Source organism: Photobacterium sp. GB-1, from assembly GCF_003026165.1.
GTDB lineage: Bacteria > Pseudomonadota > Gammaproteobacteria > Enterobacterales > Vibrionaceae > Photobacterium.
The window spans coordinates 93,569-112,454 of record NZ_PYOB01000010.1; the positions used below are offsets into that span (position 1 = coordinate 93,569).

General features: G+C 38.4%; 17 protein-coding genes and 1 pseudogene. 7 read left to right on the plus strand and 11 right to left on the minus strand.

Annotated elements, in window-relative coordinates; all coding sequences use genetic code 11:
- Positions 1-11 precede the first annotated feature (11 nt).
- Entirely contained in the window at positions 12-1,673 is a 1,662-nt protein-coding gene (hcp, locus tag C9J45_RS11950) for a hydroxylamine reductase (protein WP_107206779.1), read from the plus strand.
- A 766-nt stretch (positions 1,674-2,439) separates the two neighbouring features.
- The gene (gene putP, locus C9J45_RS11955; RefSeq protein WP_107288086.1) at positions 2,440-3,927 is read left to right on the plus strand and encodes a sodium/proline symporter PutP; all 1,488 of its coding nucleotides are present in this window, start codon (positions 2,440-2,442) and stop codon (positions 3,925-3,927) included.
- A gap of 107 nt (positions 3,928-4,034) precedes the next feature.
- On the opposite strand, the gene C9J45_RS11960 is transcribed toward putP, so the two are convergent.
- From C9J45_RS11960 to C9J45_RS11980, 5 genes are all read right to left on the minus strand, one after another.
- Positions 4,035-6,410 carry a Lon protease family protein gene (locus tag C9J45_RS11960; protein WP_107206781.1) on the minus strand — a complete coding sequence of 792 codons (2,376 nt, stop codon included), beginning with the start codon at positions 6,408-6,410 and terminating at the stop codon, positions 4,035-4,037.
- Between the two features lie 211 nt (positions 6,411-6,621).
- Positions 6,622-7,500: a 6-carboxytetrahydropterin synthase gene (locus tag C9J45_RS11965; RefSeq protein WP_107261936.1), complete on the minus strand. Its 879-nt coding sequence runs from the start codon at positions 7,498-7,500 to the stop codon at positions 6,622-6,624.
- Positions 7,501-7,657: 157 nt separating this feature from the next.
- Positions 7,658-8,422, minus strand: coding sequence for an outer membrane beta-barrel protein (locus tag C9J45_RS11970; protein ID WP_233217693.1), 765 nt, complete (start codon positions 8,420-8,422; stop codon positions 7,658-7,660).
- Between the two features lie 189 nt (positions 8,423-8,611).
- Positions 8,612-8,992: an STAS/SEC14 domain-containing protein gene (locus C9J45_RS11975; RefSeq protein WP_105061523.1), complete on the minus strand. Its 381-nt coding sequence runs from the start codon at positions 8,990-8,992 to the stop codon at positions 8,612-8,614.
- Between the two features lie 106 nt (positions 8,993-9,098).
- On the minus strand, positions 9,099-10,037 hold the full coding sequence (locus tag C9J45_RS11980) for a LysR family transcriptional regulator (protein WP_107292572.1): 939 nt from the start codon (positions 10,035-10,037) through the stop codon (positions 9,099-9,101).
- A 186-nt stretch (positions 10,038-10,223) separates the two neighbouring features.
- Here C9J45_RS11980 and C9J45_RS11985 point away from each other — a divergent pair, with 186 nt between their 5' ends.
- The 4 genes and pseudogenes from C9J45_RS11985 (at position 10,224) to C9J45_RS12000 (ending at position 12,690) form a co-directional block, all read left to right on the plus strand.
- Positions 10,224-10,553 (plus strand): multidrug efflux SMR transporter, encoded by a 330-nt coding sequence (locus C9J45_RS11985; RefSeq protein WP_107206786.1) that lies wholly within the window; start codon positions 10,224-10,226, stop codon positions 10,551-10,553.
- A gap of 32 nt (positions 10,554-10,585) precedes the next feature.
- Complete coding sequence (locus tag C9J45_RS11990; protein ID WP_107206787.1) at positions 10,586-10,825, plus strand: hypothetical protein; 240 nt, start codon at positions 10,586-10,588, stop codon at positions 10,823-10,825.
- Between the two features lie 145 nt (positions 10,826-10,970).
- Positions 10,971-11,112 (plus strand): annotated as a pseudogene (locus tag C9J45_RS21750) (IS630 family transposase); the annotation flags it as partial.
- A gap of 114 nt (positions 11,113-11,226) precedes the next feature.
- Positions 11,227-12,690, plus strand: coding sequence for a YadA-like family protein (locus C9J45_RS12000; RefSeq protein ID WP_158260186.1), 1,464 nt, complete (start codon positions 11,227-11,229; stop codon positions 12,688-12,690).
- Positions 12,691-12,787: 97 nt separating this feature from the next.
- On the opposite strand, the gene C9J45_RS12005 is transcribed toward C9J45_RS12000, so the two are convergent.
- The 6 genes from C9J45_RS12005 to C9J45_RS12030 form a co-directional block, all read right to left on the minus strand.
- Entirely contained in the window at positions 12,788-13,135 is a 348-nt protein-coding gene (locus tag C9J45_RS12005) for a hypothetical protein (protein WP_233217695.1), read from the minus strand.
- Between the two features lie 411 nt (positions 13,136-13,546).
- The gene (locus C9J45_RS12010) at positions 13,547-14,431 is read right to left on the minus strand and encodes a phytanoyl-CoA dioxygenase family protein (RefSeq protein WP_107292573.1); all 885 of its coding nucleotides are present in this window, start codon (positions 14,429-14,431) and stop codon (positions 13,547-13,549) included.
- The gene (locus C9J45_RS12015) at positions 14,391-15,656 is read right to left on the minus strand and encodes a glycosyltransferase (protein WP_107261926.1); all 1,266 of its coding nucleotides are present in this window, start codon (positions 15,654-15,656) and stop codon (positions 14,391-14,393) included. Before C9J45_RS12015 ends, C9J45_RS12010 begins: the two co-directional genes overlap by 41 nt.
- A complete protein-coding gene (locus C9J45_RS12020) occupies positions 15,653-16,348 on the minus strand; it encodes an acyltransferase (protein ID WP_107206792.1) in 696 nt (231 codons plus the stop codon). Before C9J45_RS12020 ends, C9J45_RS12015 begins: the two co-directional genes overlap by 4 nt.
- A 33-nt stretch (positions 16,349-16,381) precedes the next feature.
- On the minus strand, positions 16,382-17,437 hold the full coding sequence (locus C9J45_RS12025) for a glycosyltransferase family 4 protein (protein WP_233217727.1): 1,056 nt from the start codon (positions 17,435-17,437) through the stop codon (positions 16,382-16,384).
- 131 nt (positions 17,438-17,568) lie between these two features.
- Entirely contained in the window at positions 17,569-17,775 is a 207-nt protein-coding gene (locus C9J45_RS12030; protein WP_045083072.1) for a DUF3283 family protein, read from the minus strand.
- 294 nt (positions 17,776-18,069) lie between these two features.
- Between C9J45_RS12030 and deoD the strand changes: the two genes are divergently transcribed.
- Positions 18,070-18,780 (plus strand): purine-nucleoside phosphorylase, encoded by a 711-nt coding sequence (gene deoD / locus C9J45_RS12035; RefSeq protein WP_107206794.1) that lies wholly within the window; start codon positions 18,070-18,072, stop codon positions 18,778-18,780.
- Positions 18,781-18,886: the final 106 nt, after the last annotated feature.

Consider the following 18,886-nt stretch of genomic DNA (forward strand, 5'->3'; position numbering starts at 1 on the left):
GGAGATTTTCCATGTTCTGTATTCAATGTGAACAAACGATTCAAACCTCACAGGTAAAAGGCTGCGCATTTGCTGCTGGTATGTGTGGTAAAACAGCAGAAGTTTCAGATCTACAAGATGTACTTGTTTATACCCTACAGGGGGTATCTTATTGGGCAGAGTTGGCTAAACGTTTTGACATTATTAATGATGAAATTAATCAATGGGCACCACGTGCATTTTTCGCCACACTAACGAATGTTAACTTTGATCCTGCCCGTGTCATTGAACTTGCAGAGCAAGCGCAAAGTTATAAGGCTCAATTAAAAGATCTTGTTATCACAGCTTCAACATTACAAGCAGAAGCTTTACCTGTATTACCCGCTGTTGCTCAATTTGAATTACCACTATCAGCGGCTGAAATTCTGGCTATTGCTCCGCAAGTTGCCGTTAACCGGGGTCACGATACCCTACATGAAGATGTGATTGGCCTACGTTTATTATGCTTGTATGGCTTAAAAGGTGCAGCGGCATATTTAGAGCATGCACGTGTTTTAGGGCAAACCAATGATGATGTTTACGCAGAATACCATCAAATCATGGCGTGGTTAGGTACAGATCCTACCGATCTTAATCAATTATTAGATTGTTCAATGCGTATTGGCTTGATGAATTACACCATAATGGAAATGCTCGATACCGGCGAGACAACAACTTTTGGTCACCCTGAGCCAACACAAGTAAACGTAAAACCTGTACAAGGTAAATGCATTTTAGTTTCTGGTCATGATTTACATGATTTAGAAAAAATCCTTCAGCAAACAGAAGGTAAAGGTATTAACGTTTATACAAACGGCGAAATGCTACCTGCTCATAGTTACCCAGAACTAAAAAAGTATCCGCATTTAGTCGGTAACTTCGGTAGTGCTTGGCAAAATCAACAAAAAGAGTTTGCCAACTTCCCTGGTGCTATTGTGATGACGTCAAACTGCTTACTTAACCCTAATGTCGGTCAATATGCTGATCGTTTATTTACCCGTAGTATTGTTGGCTGGCCTGGCGTTGAACATATTGACGGTGATGATTTTAGCCAAGCGATTGATTGTGCACTCGCATTAGAAGGTTTCAAACATAATGAAATCGAACATATGATCACGATTGGTTTTGGCCGCAATGCGCTTATGAGTGCAGCACCTGCTGTAATTGATGAAGTAAAAAAAGGTAATATTAGTCACTTTTTCCTTGTTGGTGGTTGTGACGGCGATAAGTCGGAACGCAGTTACTACACCGATTTTACTGCTCAAGCGCCTGAAGACTCGGTAATTCTAACGCTTGCATGTGGCAAATACCGCTTTAATAAAAACCAATTTGGTAACATTAATGGTATTCCTCGCCTACTTGATGTTGGCCAATGCAATGATGCGTATTCTGCTATTCAACTTGCTTTGGCATTGGCTAAAGAGTTTGACTGTGGCATCAATGAGCTACCACTCACTCTGGTATTGTCTTGGTTTGAACAAAAAGCCATTGTGATTTTACTAACGCTATTTGCGCTAGGTGTTAAAGGCATTTATACCGGCCCAACCGCCCCTGCCTTTTTGACCGATAACCTACTTGCAATTATCCAAGATAAATTTGATATGCGCCCAATCACAACCGTTGAAAACGATCTAAAAACAATCCTTAACGCGTAACATTTTTACCTCCCTCTCATTGATATATATATATCAATGAGGGGGCGTTTTTTATCTTATAAGAGCTTATATATGTTAGCTAACTGGACAAACACCCATCCCATTAATTTGTATTGATAGATGGCAGGAAACAGACGATGCCGTCAGCATAAAATGAGCCACTAACAAAAGAAGAAATCGAACAAGGCTATATTCTTGCTTGTTCTTCTACAATTATTGCGAATGCTGAAGTTAGTTTTACATAAAAAATGTCTGTGGAAATAAACCACAGGCATACCTTTAAATTAGCGGAATAAATTTAATGTCTATTAAAACAATCGTTTTTAGTTATAGTTTTAATAACTAAAATAATGGTATCAATAAATTCAACCTTATTCGTTTATTTATACTCAATGCTACAGATAAATAATCGATTATAATAACGATGAATAATTTTCAATCATCACCCCCTTCACCTTAAACCCATACATATTTATACATACTTTTATAAAATCTTACACAAAATAGTTCACTTTATAACCAAAACGGGGTTATTTATTTGTATAACACATTTTTTACCCGTATTTTATTTAGCAGAGCAATCTTCATGTTTTATTTAGAATGAAGCACTTTATTACAGTGTCTATACGGGTTAGTCAGATTCTAAAACTATGAAATAATTATTTCTGAGCTATCTAAATAAAACAAAAAATAAATGTACTTGTACTCCTAACACCCAAACCAATTAATTGGCTGGCTTTACAGGTAAAGCAATACAGGAAATTCAATGTTTACTTATTATGTCGTTCTCGCGATCTATTTTTGCATTATTTTTGCTATAGGTATTTTCGCAGCAAGAAAGACGGAAGGTAATTCAGATTATGTTCTTGGTGGTCGTAGTTTAAGCCCTGGTGTGACTGCACTCGGGGCTGGTGCATCTGATATGAGTGGTTGGCTATTACTCGGCCTTCCCGGTGCAGTTTTTGTTTCAGGCTTAGATCAAATTTGGTTACCTATTGGTTTAACCATTGGTGCATGGTTAAACTGGCGCTTTGTAGCAAAAAAGTTACGTATTTATACCGAAAACGTCGGCGATGCGATAACTATTCCCTCTTATTTTGATACGCGATTTGGTAGTGGTAACCGCACCCTTCGCTTTATGACTGCTGTCGTTATACTCACGTTCTTTACTCTTTATGCTGCTGCGGGTTTTGTTAGTGGTGCTTTCTTAATTCAAACTTTATTTGATATTCCTTACACTACCGCAGTTTGGATTGGAGCCATATTCTTAATGGTTTATACCGCGATAGGTGGATTCTTAGCCGTTAACTGGGTCGATTTTTTCCAAGGTTCATTGATGTTCTTTGCACTCATCATTACGCCAGTCGTAACTTGGTATAACCTGGATCCAGCCATTGCACCTGATGTATTACCGACCCATTATTTTTCCGTTATTAGTGAAAATACGAGCGCTATTGGCGTGTTCTCATTACTGGCATGGGGATTAGGTTACTTTGGGCAACCACACATTCTTGTTCGCTTTATGGCAATTGGGGATGTCAAAGGTATGAGTATTGCTCGTAAAATTTGTATGAGTTGGATGATTGTCTCTTTAGTTGGCGCATTTGCAGTTGGTATTACTGGCGCAATGTACTACTCTGGCACCGCTCATCACTTTGATAATGAAATGATATTCTTAGAGCTTGCGAAAGGCTTATTCCCAACATGGATCGCTGCAATCCTTATTGCCGCTGTATTGTCTGCCGTAATGAGTTCTGTTGCGGCTCAGTTATTAGCCTCATCGAGTGCGATAACAGAAGATATCACTCACTTTTTCAGCATCAAACTGAGCGAGAAATCACAAGTTGTCCTTGGACGTTTATCTGTTGTTGCTGTTTCGTTAGTCGCGATGATTTTTGCTAGTAACCCACAAAGCACGATTTTATCTATTGTTGGACACGCTTGGGCTGGCATGGGTGCTGCGTTTGGACCTGTTGTATTATTCTCGCTATTTTGGCGTCGTTGTAGTGCCCACGGTGCTATCGCATGTATGGTTGTTGGTGCAGGAGTCGTTATTGCTTGGATAGCTGCACATGCTGCTTGGCCGAACTCAACCTTATTTAGCGTCTATGAAATCATACCCGCCTTTATTTTATCATCAGCAGCACTGGTTATTGTCAGCCTTAAAGGTGAACAACCGAGTGAAAAGACACTACGTCATTTCGATGAAGTGAATGAACATTGTGAAAAACTCAAATTGGAGCCGCAAAAATAATCAAACGTGATTTATCACGATAAAAAAGCCGCATATGTTCAACTCAACAGAGTCAATATATGCGGCTTTTATTTTACATTGATAAACGGCAACAAGAGATAAAGTAATTATCGCCTTAATGCATTTAACTTAGTTTGCGCAATACCAAAGACAGTATCATTTGGATATATGCCTTGCTCTGCATCAGTCCCCGTTTGTTTACCGGTGAAGATCTCAATGGCTTGAGAAACATGGTCAATCGCCCAAATATGGAACTCACCTTTTTCTACTGCTTCTACAATATCTTTGCGTAGCATTAAGTTATGTACGTTAGATTGTGGAATGATCACCCCTTGATTAGCGGTTCTTCCTTTGATCGCACACACATCAAAGAAACCTTCAATCTTCTCATTCACCCCGCCAATCGGCTGCGCTTCACCAAATTGGTTCATCGAACCTGTGATGGCGATATCCTGACGTAGCGGTAAACCAGAGAAAGCAGAAACAATCGCACATACTTCGGCCATTGATGCACTGTCCCCATCTACACCACCGTAAGATTGCTCAAAGGTAAGATGTGTTGTTAATGGGATCTTCGCTGTTTTACCAAATACTGATGCTAGATATGCCGAGAGAATCATCACACCTTTCGAGTGAATACTTCCGCCCAGTTCAGCACTACGTTCAATATCAAATACTTCACCACTACCGTACGCTGTAGTTGCAGTTATTCGGCTTGGTGCCCCAAATCGATAATCAGACGTTGCTATCACAGATAATGCATTAACCTGTCCGATGGCTTGATGATCAACATCGATGAGAGTCGTCCCTGTAACAAAGCTTTGCATCACATGATCTTTTAAGCGACTCACACGCTGCTCTTGATTTTGTAATGCCTGCTCAACATGGCTACTGCGGATCATGGTCGCGTTAGATGATTTCGCAACGTAATTAGTCTCACGTAGTAAGTTCGCAATATCAGCAGAATGTAATGACAGCTTATGCTGATCATCCGCTTGGCGAGAGCTGTATTCAATGATCCTTGCTATCGCTTTTCGATCACAATGGAGCATATCGCCATCATGAACGATACTGGCAATAAAGCGAGCATATTGCTCTTCAGAGGTATCTGTTCGCGGCATATCATCTTCAAAATCTGCTGTGACACGAAATAGCTCTTTAAACTCTGGATCGTAATGTTGTAGTAACTGATAGGTTTGATAATCACCAAACAAAATCAATTTTACATTCAATGGGATCGGCTCTGGCTCTAATGAAATGGTGCCAGACAATGTCACTTCTCGCTCAAGTGAACTTAAATTCAACTTTTGCGCACGCAGTGCACGTTTTAAACCATCCCAAACATAAGGGCGCTCTAAAACTTTTACCGCATCCATCATTAACACGCCACCATTAGCGCGGTGTAAACTACCTGCACGGATCAAAGAGAAATCAGTAAAGACGGTTCCTTTGAACGTCGCATTTTCAACATAGCCAAAAATAGAGTGGTAGTTTGGGCTCTCTTCAACCTCGATAGGAAACTTACGATCAACATCTTGATGAACAAGTACATTGATTTGGTAACGTCGCGGCATTTTCTTGTCTAACGATGCATAAGCTAATGCGACTTGCTCTTCACTTTCTTCTAAGAAAATATCAATATTTTCTAGAATATCGTTATACATTGCTGATAAGTAAGCTTTAATCTCAGGCAGCTTACTGTATTTCGCTTTCAGATCTTTAATGCAATGCGCAGTCACATCTTTGGCAATATCCTCATCAAGCTTTTGCTGCTTATCCGAGTACTTTTCTTCCCATTCCGTTAACTGACGAACAATACCACGCAGCTCAACTTCAAGATCATTGATCGTCTCTTCAAACGTTTGTTGTTCTTTATCACTTAATTCAGCAAATGAATCTTCGGTATGCGGCTCTTCACCATTCATCGCCACCAGCTGATAATCACCTTGGGTAGTAATGGTTAAGCCAACACCTCGCTCTTCTGCGCCCTTTTTCATTGTCATTAACGCATTTTCTTGTTTCTGCGCTAATTGTGTTTTTAACTTTTCAGCTCGGCTAATATAAAGCTCATTATCAAATGCCATTGGAAACGCTTTTACTAAGCGCTTCATGAGCTGTTCAATATCTTTTTTAAATGCACTACCTTGACCTGCAGGTAGCTTTAGCACCTTAGGGCAACGGGTATCATCAAAGTTTGAAACATAACACCAGTCATACAATGTATTGGCGTTACCATTAGGATCGTGACGATTTAAGTAGCGCATCACCATGGTGCGTTTACCTAATCCATTACGACCTATCGCATAGATATTGTAACCTTTTTCCTTAATCGACATCGCAAACTCAACCGCTTGTTGTGCTCGCTCTTGTCCTACTATTTCATCTAATGGTGTAAGGTGTTTGGTTGACTTACACTCATCACTCAATCCGTTTAGCGCTGATACGCGATACAGCTTGTCACTGGTTAGAGGTTTAACTGACATAATCGATCCCTCTCGTTACGACGTCTACCTTCAGTCTACTAATAAAATATTGATTTTTTAGAGACTTAAGCTATAAAAAGTGGCGTTAGTCTCATTTTTTAATGTTTAGCGCTGAAAAATTAGGCACAAAAAAAGCCTAACATTGCTAGTATCACTTTTAATATAGTAATACTCAGTAAGTTAGGCTTTTTTATTGCGTAATGTAACGCGATTACAAGGTTGCCATGGCTCCTTTACCTACCCCTTCGTAGGCAACAACATCAAGGCAATCAGCAGCAGATAAACTTGGTTTAACCTTTTCAGCAATATAACTGGCAAGTAATTCAACAGTGGTATCGGTGGCTAACATTTCTGTTTCTGAACGAGCAATCGCCAGTTCAAACTCACCTTGTGGTGCGGTGTAGCGGAAACCATAGTGGGTTTCATCCGATACCGATTTGGCACACTCACTTAAATTCAGTTCGTTGACACTGCATACATCTTCTTCTGAGCCTAAGTAAATATCTTGCCAACGCTTCGCCCATTGCTTCTCTAGTTCAGCATTGCGCTCGCCATTAACAATAAGCTCAATCGGAGAACGGTGACCGTGTGCAATGCGTTGACAGTTACCATCATGTTTTTTCAAACCGTGACTGTAATGATAAAAAGCACCTTGAATGGCTTCGTGACGAAGTGTTATTTCAAGACCTTGTACATTCTTAGGTAGATTGTCTTTTAGCACGTGGTAAACATGCTCAGTCACGCTTTCAATCGTTACTGTCTCTGCATCAATAAAGCAGAAAGCCTGCTCAGGACAATGTAAGTGAATACTTTTATCTTCTCGCAGAAGATCGACTGTCGCATAGCCCGTTTTAGTCGCGGCAGTGTGAATTGCTGGAGATTTAGCAGGCACAATTAAACGGTGATCGACATATTGATCAACTAATTGTTTGATCTGTTTCTTAACACGACTGAAATCAAGCACCATGCTCATTTCATTTAACTCGCCCGACATCACCACATCAAGAATCCAACTTTCGCCAACCATACCGCGATCGGTACATAGGTATGACGCATCAATTACAGTGAGATCTCTGACAAATAGCTTCAAAGTGAAGTCCTTATTGATAATGGTTGTCGTTTCTAGGGGAATGCATTATACGCTGCTGACGCAATGAGTAAACAAGCAAAATCAGTAAATACAAGATATAAAAAAGCAGCGATGATTATCATCACTGCTCTCATTAATACCCGTCTTTTAAGAAGAACTAGAAACGGTAGTTCGCTGAGATGTAGAACGTCGTAATACTCTTTAGATCAGATTGAGTATTTGGATATACGATTTCCGTAGGATCAACTTTTGAACCAGACCAATAATTCTGATCTTTACGTTGACTCGCGGTGTGACGGGCACCAATTTCTGTCGTAAAATGGTCAGAAATTCGCCAAGCAACACCCGCTTGAATACCAAGCACAGGGTTTGATTGCTTATAAGAACCATATTTTTCGCTGGTTGTTTCAGCAATCATATAACCCACATGCGCACCCACAAATGGGTTAATCGCTTTATCTGCTCGGAAGATATAATCTGCACTTAATAAATGAAGAGTGACGTCAGTATCGGCGATCTTTTTATTATCAAACTCAGATTCACCACTCATTTTCTGGTAACTATAGTAAATTCTTCCATTACCACCAGCAGTATAAAAACCGATATCAGCGCCAGCAAAACCGCTTGCGTCAGGTGAAGGTGCTGACACCTTATCTGAAGAAGACGTTGCATGAACAAGAGAAAAGCTCATATCAGCCATTCCACCTGTTAACCCTACGAAATAGTGCATTGTGTCATCAAATTTTGGCACTTCATCTTCAATTGGTGATAAGCCATTTTCAGGTGTGGCAACCACAGGCTCTAAAACTAGCGGCTCACTCGGGGTATAAGCTGAATTTTCTGTTGATAATTCTTCTGCGGCAAAAGTTGTTGAAGAAAAAAGAGCACTAAGTAATACGCTCGCAAGCAATGTCTTATTCATAAACCGATCTGTTTCATCCTGTTTCATTGTATTTAAGCGTTAAGCCTACGAAGGGCTAAAACTTATCATCATTCCAATAGTGATGTGATTATATACTGAAACGAAAACAAAACTCGATCTTGTTATGAAATTAACACCGTAATAAGTGGTGGCAATATTCTACGCACCACTAACAATATTTTGCTGCAATTATTCTTCTTTTAACCAATTTAATGCATCGATTGAGTTATCAAAATAACGCACTTCACCGGATAAAAACCAATTCCCTACTTTTGCGCCAACTTCTTGCCAATGTTTATTGCCATATAACGCTACTTTACGAAATTGCTTACCATGTTTTAAGCCTAGCTTTAGATCATCCCAAGCCGCATGTATATCCCAACCATCACACTCAGTACCATCAAAATACACATCAACAATGGGTTTATCGACATCGGCTAACGCTTCATCAATTTCAGGTGTAATTAGCTGATAATCTTGATGGGTTAATTTACCAGTCGCTTTTAATTCAACAAAAAACTCATCACCGTTGTTATCAATTTCGATTTTAATTCCATGAGACTTTGTCATTTCATTATCTCCTCGATCAGTATTTAACATTATTGGTATGTTGATAAGACTTTATAACAGAACCAATTTTACGATAGTGGCAATGGTGCAAGATTACTCTGCATGCTTACAGGTTGACATAATTTGAGAGATTTTCATCCCAATACGGCGTTTCACCAATATAATGCTTAAAAAAACTAATGGCAGCGACGATCTTTTTAGGCAGATGCTTACGGCTTGGGTACACCGCATAAAAGTGCATGCCCTGATTGGCTTCCCAATCATTAAGTAATTGAATCAGCTTTCCGGTTTTGAATTCATCCGTTAAAAGATACGTTGCAAGATAGGCAATCCCCCAACCAGACACACATGCATCACGAACCGCTTCCGCTAAATCAACCCGATAATTTCCTGATACTGTGACACATAAGCCTTCTTGATCGCGTAAAAATGACCAGGTGCCGTGATTTATTTGTCTATTTTGATAAACCAGACAGTTGTGACCCTGCAAATCACTAGGATGATTAGGTGCTGGGTGATGAATAAGATATTCAGGAGATGCCGCAACAATAAAACGGGTATCCGCTAATCGTTGCGCTACGTAACCTTCAGGAATATTTTCGATATTGGTGATCCATAAATCCAGCCCTTCATCGACCATATTTGCACGATGATCAAATAAGCTGACTTCAACATGAAGATCAGGAAATTGTCGGCGAAGATGCTCAATTGCAGGGATAATATGCATTGTGCCAAAAGATTGAGATAAGCCTAAGCGTAAAGTACCTGATACCTCATCACGAATATTTGCCATCATCGCATCAGCATCTAACACCGCTGAGACTAACTGCTCACAATATTTCGCGTATTCAATACCTTCATCGGTCAAAGTAAAGCTACGTGTTGTTCGCTGCACTAATTTCACCTGCAGCTCTGCTTCTAATAAACCCAGCTGTTTACTTACATGCGATGTTGATACCCCGAGTTTTTGCGCAGCAATAGTGAAATTGCCACTTTTTACAAGAGTATGAAATATTGTCATTTGTCCGGCGCGATCTTGAAGCACTACAATTACCTATCTGTTTTAAGTCCTTAATAGTTTACTGCAGAACCTAGCTATACCGTCAGCATTCCTGTTTGGAATAACAATTATTACCCACTGGTAAAAGTAATTTTCATTACTGTGCAATTATCATTATTTCAGAAACAATTATAATACAGCCTCATTTACGAATTAGATTGGAGTGTGGTTGTGAGTTGGTTATTTCTTCTATTAGGTGTTTTGGCTGAGGCTACATCACATGTCGCATTAAAAGCGACAGACAGTTTTACCAATCCACTACCAAGTGCCGTTGTTATTCTCGGCCATATCACTGCCTTTCTCTTTCTAGCTCAAGCAATGAAAAATATTCCAGTAGGTGTTGTCCATGCTTCGTGGACAGGTCTTGCTATTGCACTTGTTACAGTAATTTCAAGTGTTATTTATAAACAACACATCGATATTAAAGTATGGATTGGGATGGCAATTATTGCAGTAGGTGTTGCTGTAATTAATTTAGCAGGTGTTTCGCACCACCACTAAATATCCTTATGTAGCCATTATGAGAGGTTATAATGAACCAACAACGTGCTGAAAACTTATACTACTACTTACGTAATCAAAATAGTTCTCAAAAAGAGATCAATGTTGTTATTAAACAATTAAATCAAAACTATGGTATTAATTTATCAGAGCTTGATCGCCGTTATCGTTCGCGTATTGGTTACTCACCAAATCGATACGACATTAATACCTATGGTACCGCAGGTTCTCGTACAATGAATCAAACTCGTGGTATGCAAAAAACACATTAATCCTTACTTTCCTCAAATCGTCACTAATAACAATATTAGTGACGATGTACTCATAGCGACTTTATATACCCATGATCATTGAAGGTGTTGTTTTCGTTAAGATAGGGAACATGCTCAGCAGCCATGACAATCACACTAACTCTTCAACAGAAACGATGCTTATTTCAAAACTAAACGAGACTTCAAAGCAGTAATAGAGCTGTTTTACTGTGACTCTTCTAGAGATCACAGGCTCATTGGCAGCTCGAATAAATGATAACTTTCAGCTTCTAAAACAAACACTTTGAAGCCTTTTAAGTATATACCACTATTAATGATTTCTATTTTTGCATCGCGAAATGTTTACCTGGCATTTTATTGACTATACTGTTCAGTAAATGATCACTAATAGGTTAAAAATAATGAATAGTCAAATGAAACAGCTACTCTACTCGATACCGCTATTTGTAGCGTATAATGTACATGCAGTAACTACGGAGAATAACTCTTTAGCTCAACCACAGTCTGTCTCGCAACCTAGTGTACAAGAGGATGCTACAAGTACATCAGGTAGTAATGTTATTATAAATAAGACAGAATCACAGCTACCAAATGATCAATATAATAATACTGTTGTTGGCTCATCCCCTGTTATTACAGGTTCACATAACGTTGGACTTGGCACTAATGTCAACGTTGGTAATTATTCTCTTGCTGTTGGCGATTACAGTCACGCTAAAGATAATTCAGAGTCTATTGGTACTAGCACGAACTCACTTAATAATGGCGTTGCTATTGGTACTCAGGCTTATGCTAATGATGGGCTTGCTATCGGTACTAAGGCGTATGCGACAAATAACAGTATTGCTATTGGTAATAACAGCAAAGCAGAAGAAAAGAATACGGTGAGCTTTGGTGGTGAAGTCGTCAACCGAAAAATCGTTAACGGGAAAATACAAGTAACAAATACAGATCTAACGCGTCGTCTTACTAATGTTAGCGCAGGTATTAATGCTACTGACGCAGTCAATGTTAGCCAATTAACTAAGGCAAAGGATGCCTTACAAGGTGAAATAAGCCACAATAGTGAAAATATTAGCAATAACACTAATAACATTAAAAACAATACCAGTGATATAAAAAACAATGCTGGTGATATAAAAAACAATACGGCTAATATCCACCAAAACACACAAGCTATTGATGTTAATAAAAATTCAATTGCCAATAATGAGACGAATATTCGTTCAAATACGCAATCAATTACAAATAACAAAACGAGCATTAGTAATAATGCCAATAATATCACTAACAATAGCCAAGCCATTACGACCAATAAAACGGAAATAGCAGATAACAGCAGTGGCATAAAACAAAATACTGTCGGTGTTAACAACAACAAAATAGCTATAGGTAACAATAGCCAAACCATTACAACAAACAGTACAGAAATTCATACAAATGCAAATAATATTAGTCAGTTACATCAAGAGTCTGTGAACTACACCAACAGCCATGTGCTCGAATATTACAACCGTTCGAAACAGTATACGGATGAAAAGTCGCAGCAAACATTGCAGAGTGCTAATAACTATACAGATCAACGTATAAATCAACTCTCAAATACTTTTAATGAGAAATTAGAAGGTTTACAACATAGAGAAGATGCGGGAGTTGCATCTGCTATGGCAATGGCAGCTATCACAGTTAAACCAAACCGCAAATATAATATTGGTATGGGACTTGGTTACTATGGCGATCAAGATGCTATTGCATTAGCCGCTAAAATTAATACCTCGCCTGATACTATTATGACGTTAGATACATCATATAACTCTAATCATAATGTGGGCGTTGCTGCTGGTATGACATTTGGTTTTAACTAATTGAAGAAATTACCTTATCACAAACTTAGTTAATCAAATGCTACAGATAAAAAAAAACCGACATTCGTGTCGGTTTTTTTATAAATTTTCTAAAAAATCACTTCAGACGTTCAATAACCCATGGCATTAATTGGTCATAGGCATACCAGCAACCCGCCGCAATAATTGCAGTCCAAATCAATCGCGATACCCATTTAGAGCGTTGCATATGACGAGAAGGATCAGGCTCACCACAGTGAGGACAAAAATGTGCACGACGAGACACAATACCTTCACAAGCAGGACAATCCGTTAAACGTTTAGATCTCGTTGCTACCCCTGCTTGACTCGATGATTTTGCAGTTAACGACGACTTTTTTGTAGATTGAGATCGCTGCTCTGCACGCATTGAAAGCATAACATCACCGTTATCATCATCTACTGCCGAAAAATCTGTTGTTTTCACGTTGTTCACCATTAAATCAATTACTACGATAATGATACTAAATAACTATCCAATAAGCATTCTTACTCGATAGATAATGTTCTAAGTTTCATTTTATCGTCATATATAATGTTTTTTTGTAATTAATGTGTTGTTTAATATCGATTAATTGTGATATTTGTATAACTGAATTCATTACTATTCGACAATATCCATACATACTTGCAATACTGTAACCACACCTTTACTACCCTATAACCAAGAAGAATAGGTAAATACAGCAACTACTCGTTTCATTGATTACTGATCGTATTTTCATCAATATAATGGACTATAATATGAAAAAATCGCTTATCAAAACAACGTTATTTGTTATTTAAGCATTATTTAATAACAAAAATAATCGAAAGAGATGACTCACCACCATTAACTCTATCTACCAAAGAATCTCGCTTTGATTTTCTCGAACAAAAAGTGCGCCTCGTTCAAAGAACGCACTGCTATATTCAACGGCTTAGTTAAGCTCAAAAAATGCTGTATATCCGGAATATCATTGCAAGGTTGCCGAGAACAGCCAAGGAAAGCCAATTGCTGATGATTTAGTCCCGATAAAAAGCTTGATTCTATCAACAAACGTTGAAAGCGCCCCCACTGCGTGAAATTATTTGACAACACCACAGAAGGAGAAAAAAAGTGATAAAACAGCGCATTTCTTGCTGTCAAATTTGGATAACTTTGTTGATGTAAACACTCTGGATCAAACAAAAAGAGCGTTCCAGCCTTACCAATTACTCTTGTTAATTCATAATCTTCAGTTTTTTGATGGTGCAACTCCCCTACTTGCCCCTGATACTGATGCCGATGAGAACCAGCAACAAACGCAAATGCTCCTGACTCTACATCATCAAGATAACAAGCTAATTTTAATGATCTTGGAATAGACTTAGATTGATAATATTCAGTGCAATACCATTCATCACGATGTAGTGGATGAAAATTGTCTTTAAACGGAAGACTTTGCCAGCCTTTCGCTTCTTGCAAACAAACATCTTTCCCTAGATATTCAACAATAAGACTATTAATTAATGGCATTAAGGGCAGTTGGCAAAAATGAGGATCTAATGTTAATAGTTGTTCGACCATTAATCGTTTTCTATCCGTTTGCGCATACCCTGTCCATGAGTTAAAAGCAGGGCGCTCCAATTGAGATTGAAAGATCCTTTGCATTTTAACTAATTCATCTTTTGTAATACATTCCGGTAGTACAACAGCACCGTTATGTTTTAACTCGCTCAGTAAAGCTAGAAGTTGTGACATCTGTTAATACCTGAATAAAGTCAGACGCTAATTTTTCACAACCATACTGGTAGTAAAAATCAGAAGACGGTTTTTTTACGCTTAATTTATTACGCTCAAACAATTGATATAAATGTCTTAGTTGATCTAAATAGATCGCTGGCTCTTCTATTGACACTTCATAAAGTTGTGTGGCGTGTCGTCTTAAAAAATCTGATGTTTCACCATCGGGTAATTCAGCTAAAATCGGCTTGCCACTTGCCACATAATCTATCGCTTTAGTCGCTAAATGCGTATCCGCTTTACCTTTATCTGGTTTACCTTTTTGAATAAATAACACATCACATTGCGATAAAATATCGTGTAACTTTTCTTTTGGTTGAGCACCTATCATTACAACCTTATCGGTTAATTTATACTCGCGTATCAACTGCATCATTTCATCTTGAACATCACCTACATTGATAAGGCGAATAGGAAAATCACACTGCGCTAATTGCTTAAATAGGCCTTTTGCGCTGCGCCTAAAACCATCCCATGTCCCGCTATAACCAAGGGTCAACACCTTATGATTATCGGAAACATGATCAAGGATTTGATCATAACTATTAGGGATATAACGAACACTATGTTGGGGGTATAAAGATTGATAAGTGTGATAATCAGCCATCGACGTCACTATTAAAGCACTCGCTTGCTGCATTATTTTTTGTTCAGATTTAACGTCATTTTCATCGGAAAAATAACTCGCTTGCGACCACGCATCACGAAAATCTAACACCAAAGGAACATTGAGCCATTTTGAGAGCAGCCTACCAATTAAAGCGCTACTAAAAGGAGGGCAAGAAACAACAATCACATCCGGTTTAATCGATTTACTTTTTTGCCATGCTTTATAAAGAGCAGGGAATATCCAGCCCCAATGCATATCAATCAACCAATACTTTTTAGCAATATCACCATCTCTTTCTGGTGAGCGCCAATGTCTTAAACGATAACATTGTTTGTGAATAATTGTTGGCCATTTCCAACACCAATCAATATTCCATGAAGATACAGGAACGATATCTGCGAGAAGTTCTATCTTATTTTTATTATCAACATTAGCAAACCGATGATCTCGGGCTTCACGAAAGACCACCACTCGATGTCCTAAACGCGTTAAAGACTCACTAAATCGTCGACTTCTGTTTGCACCAACATTTAATAACGGTGGGGAAAAGTAACTAAAATAAAATATATTCATTCATTCCCCCTTAACATCCTAATGACTTTGCCAGGATTACCTGCAAACAATACATTTGGCGGCACATCTTTAGTGACGACACATCCAGAAGCAACAACTGAGCCACGTCCAATAGTGACAGGCTTTACAATATTGACACCAGTACAGATCCATACATCGTCTTCAATCACTAAATCAGCCATTACTGGCGGTTCATACCTGTCTAAACCCGGGCTATGACCGCTATGAGCATTAATGCTCGTTCTTCCTGCAATCATAACGTTATCGCCGATAAGTACTTTCCTTCCAACTGAAATTCCGGTTTGCCAACCAATATAGCAATTTTCACCTATTCTTATTTCGCAACAACCACTATCAGGATGGCCGTGAATACTCAGGGCTCCGTTTAGACAAGTATTATTACCAATATAAATTTTTATCGGCCCTTGAATTAAAGGGAAGCCATTTTCTAAACTCAACCCAGGGCTGTAATGTTCTAACCGTGCCTGTAACATAGGAAGATATAGAAAAATGTTCAATAAGCGTTGGAAAGTGAAACTCGCTAATCGATAAAGAACATAAATAGGCCGATATATCCATGCTAAATCAGGCAGTTGACCATAAACGAACCATTTTGAAACTCGGTATAACAATCGGCTTAATGGCGTGTTTTGTTGTTTGATATAAGCACGAATTCGATGCGTTATTAACATTAATCACCACCTTTACGACTTATTTAAAGCACTTTATTGTCCAATCAAAGATGAATACAATGCGTGAGTTTGGGCGATTTGTATTGCGATATCATATTTTTGTTCTACCTTTCTTCTCGCAGCTAAACCAACACATTCAAGCAATTTATTTTGGCTATAAAGAAACTGAAGCAATTTTTGTACCTGATCTCTTTGTTCAAAACACACATACCAACCCTGCTGTTTATCGGTAAAAATCTCGGCAAGCCCACCGATAGGTTCAGCGATAACTGGTCGCCCTACTGCCATTGCTTCAACGGCGACATATCCGAAAGCTTCCTGCCAACAAGATGGCATTAATACAATATGTGCGTGTTGTAAATCCTGCTCAATTTTTGCTGAACGCCCATGGTAATAAATCGAATTTTCTCGATAGGCTGTGAGCTTCACCTGCTCAGACAGTTCTCCATCTCCATAAATATCTAATTGTGCAATCGTTGCTAATTCTGGTTGAGAAAAGAGATCTAATAAGTAGTGGATTCCTTTTTCTGCACTCAAACTTCCGATATAAAAACAACGTAATTTATTCGTAATTGGCGGTAATTTTTTATAGTTAAATCGCGATAAATTTATACCATTATTAATCAGCACTATTTTTTCAGAGGGCATAAACGCTTCTAACCATCGCTGAATAAAAGGTGAAATCGCACAAAGACGAGTAATTGGCATACCAAGAACCCATTGCTTCCATCGACGCCATCCTGTTATCTCAACGTGTTTTGGTGGTGAATTATGCATGGTAAGCACAATTTTCGAACAAAAAATGCGGGCAATAAATGTATAAAGGTGACCAATACCATAAAAATGGAAATGGATAAGATGAGGACGATAACGTAGTAGTAAAGCAAATAATTGGGCGGAATTTGCAAAAGCGGAATAGGTATAGTTTTTTGATTTTAAGACAGAATAAGCGTCATCTGAAATAGATCGTGCGAATAAAATGAAGTGTTTGTTTGAATCCGGTAGCTGAATTAAAAAATCCAAAAAACTACTACCTTTTTTTACATCAATATCACAAATTAAGACTATGTTTTTCATCTTTTGTCTCACGATAAAAAGGTAGTCTTTAAAGCATATCTGAGAATATATTATTCTTTTCTTAAAAAGGAGAATTTTCGCGAAAGGTAAACAAACGGCTACCATTGCAGTAGCCAAATTCCGATAAAAGTAATGCTGAACCGTTAATTAACACCCATTTGATGTTTATATTTGGTCACTGATTTCTCACAGAAATCTCGCTCATCATCATCGTCAATATTGTTAATAAGTTCAGCAAATGCCTCATAGCCAACCTTACCGTTTTTTACTTTCCATACGGTATAAGCTGCCTGCTTATCTAATTCAATACGTGTTCTTTCACCATCAGACAGTAACGTAAGGTTATACATCAATTATGCTCGCTTTAATTATATTGATTCATTTTACCTAAAAACAAAAGTGATCAAAATAGCCATGCATCATAATCATTTGGGTTTTCTTACGGCAAAATTTGCGTAATCAACTATCAAAAAAGAAGTCCACCCTCTCTTTTTCAACAGAATTAGTAAACAACTTACTATTTTATCTAAAACAGCCTAAATTATGTGATATTGATCGCGAGAATAATCATCCTGCTCTCATAAACTGCTTCCATTGAAACGCAACAATAACCTTTGTTAATTATTAAAATCTAGGAGCAATATATGGCTACCCCACATATTAACGCAGAGCTTGGCGATTTTGCAGAAACAGTACTAATGCCTGGTGATCCTCTACGTGCTCAGTATATTGCTGAAACTTACCTAGATGATGTTAAGCGTGTTTGTGATGTACGTAGTATGTATGGCTACACTGGTACCTATAAAGGTCAACGTATTTCAGTTATGGGGCATGGTATGGGTATCCCTTCATGCTCTATTTATGTCCACGAATTAATTAAAGACTTTGGTGTTAAAAATATTATCCGTATTGGTAGCTGTGGCGCTGTCCATGATGATGTAAAACTGATGGATGTGATCATCGGTATGGGCGCCTCAACAGATTCGAAAGTTAACCGTATTCGCTTCTCAGATCATGACTTTGCAGCAATTGCGGATTATCACTTATTAGAAACTGCTGTCAATCAAGCACGAGCACAGAAAGTACCTGTTCGTGTCGGTAATGTTTTCTCTGCTGATTTATTCTACAGTCCAGAAAGCGATCTTTTCGATAAAATGGAAAAGCTCGGTATCCTTGGCGTAGATATGGAGGCCGCTGGTATTTACGGCGTTGCTGCAGAGTTAGGTGCAAAAGCACTGACTATTTTAACGGTTTCTGATCATATCAAACGTGGTGAAAAGCTCAGTGCAGAAGATCGTCAAACGTCATTTAATGAAATGATGAATATCGCACTAGAAACAGCAATTTCGTTATAAATACTCCATAAGCGGGAGGCATTCTTCCCCGATATGTTGACCGCTTATTTCTATACAAAGATAAAAACTAAAGGGATGTTAGTTTAATCAATACCTTCAATTAATA

Bases quoted from the DNA above. Each gene is read 5' to 3' on its own strand.
- C9J45_RS12020 (WP_107206792.1), bottom strand. From the start codon at position 16,348: ATGTTAATAACGCATCGAATTCGTGCTTATATCAAACAACAAAACACG.
- C9J45_RS11960 (WP_107206781.1), bottom strand. From the start codon at position 6,410: ATGTCAGTTAAACCTCTAACCAGTGACAAGCTGTATCGCGTATCAGCG.
- C9J45_RS11975 (WP_105061523.1), bottom strand. From the start codon at position 8,992: ATGACAAAGTCTCATGGAATTAAAATCGAAATTGATAACAACGGTGAT.
- C9J45_RS12000 (WP_158260186.1), top strand. From the start codon at position 11,227: ATGAATAGTCAAATGAAACAGCTACTCTACTCGATACCGCTATTTGTA.
- C9J45_RS12010 (WP_107292573.1), bottom strand. From the start codon at position 14,431: ATGTCACAACTTCTAGCTTTACTGAGCGAGTTAAAACATAACGGTGCT.
- deoD (WP_107206794.1), top strand. From the start codon at position 18,070: ATGGCTACCCCACATATTAACGCAGAGCTTGGCGATTTTGCAGAAACA.
- C9J45_RS11990 (WP_107206787.1), top strand. From the start codon at position 10,586: ATGAACCAACAACGTGCTGAAAACTTATACTACTACTTACGTAATCAA.
- C9J45_RS11970 (WP_233217693.1), bottom strand. From the start codon at position 8,422: ATGAATAAGACATTGCTTGCGAGCGTATTACTTAGTGCTCTTTTTTCT.
- hcp (WP_107206779.1), top strand. From the start codon at position 12: ATGTTCTGTATTCAATGTGAACAAACGATTCAAACCTCACAGGTAAAA.
- C9J45_RS12030 (WP_045083072.1), bottom strand. From the start codon at position 17,775: ATGTATAACCTTACGTTACTGTCTGATGGTGAAAGAACACGTATTGAA.
- C9J45_RS12015 (WP_107261926.1), bottom strand. From the start codon at position 15,656: ATGAATATATTTTATTTTAGTTACTTTTCCCCACCGTTATTAAATGTT.
- putP (WP_107288086.1), top strand. From the start codon at position 2,440: ATGTTTACTTATTATGTCGTTCTCGCGATCTATTTTTGCATTATTTTT.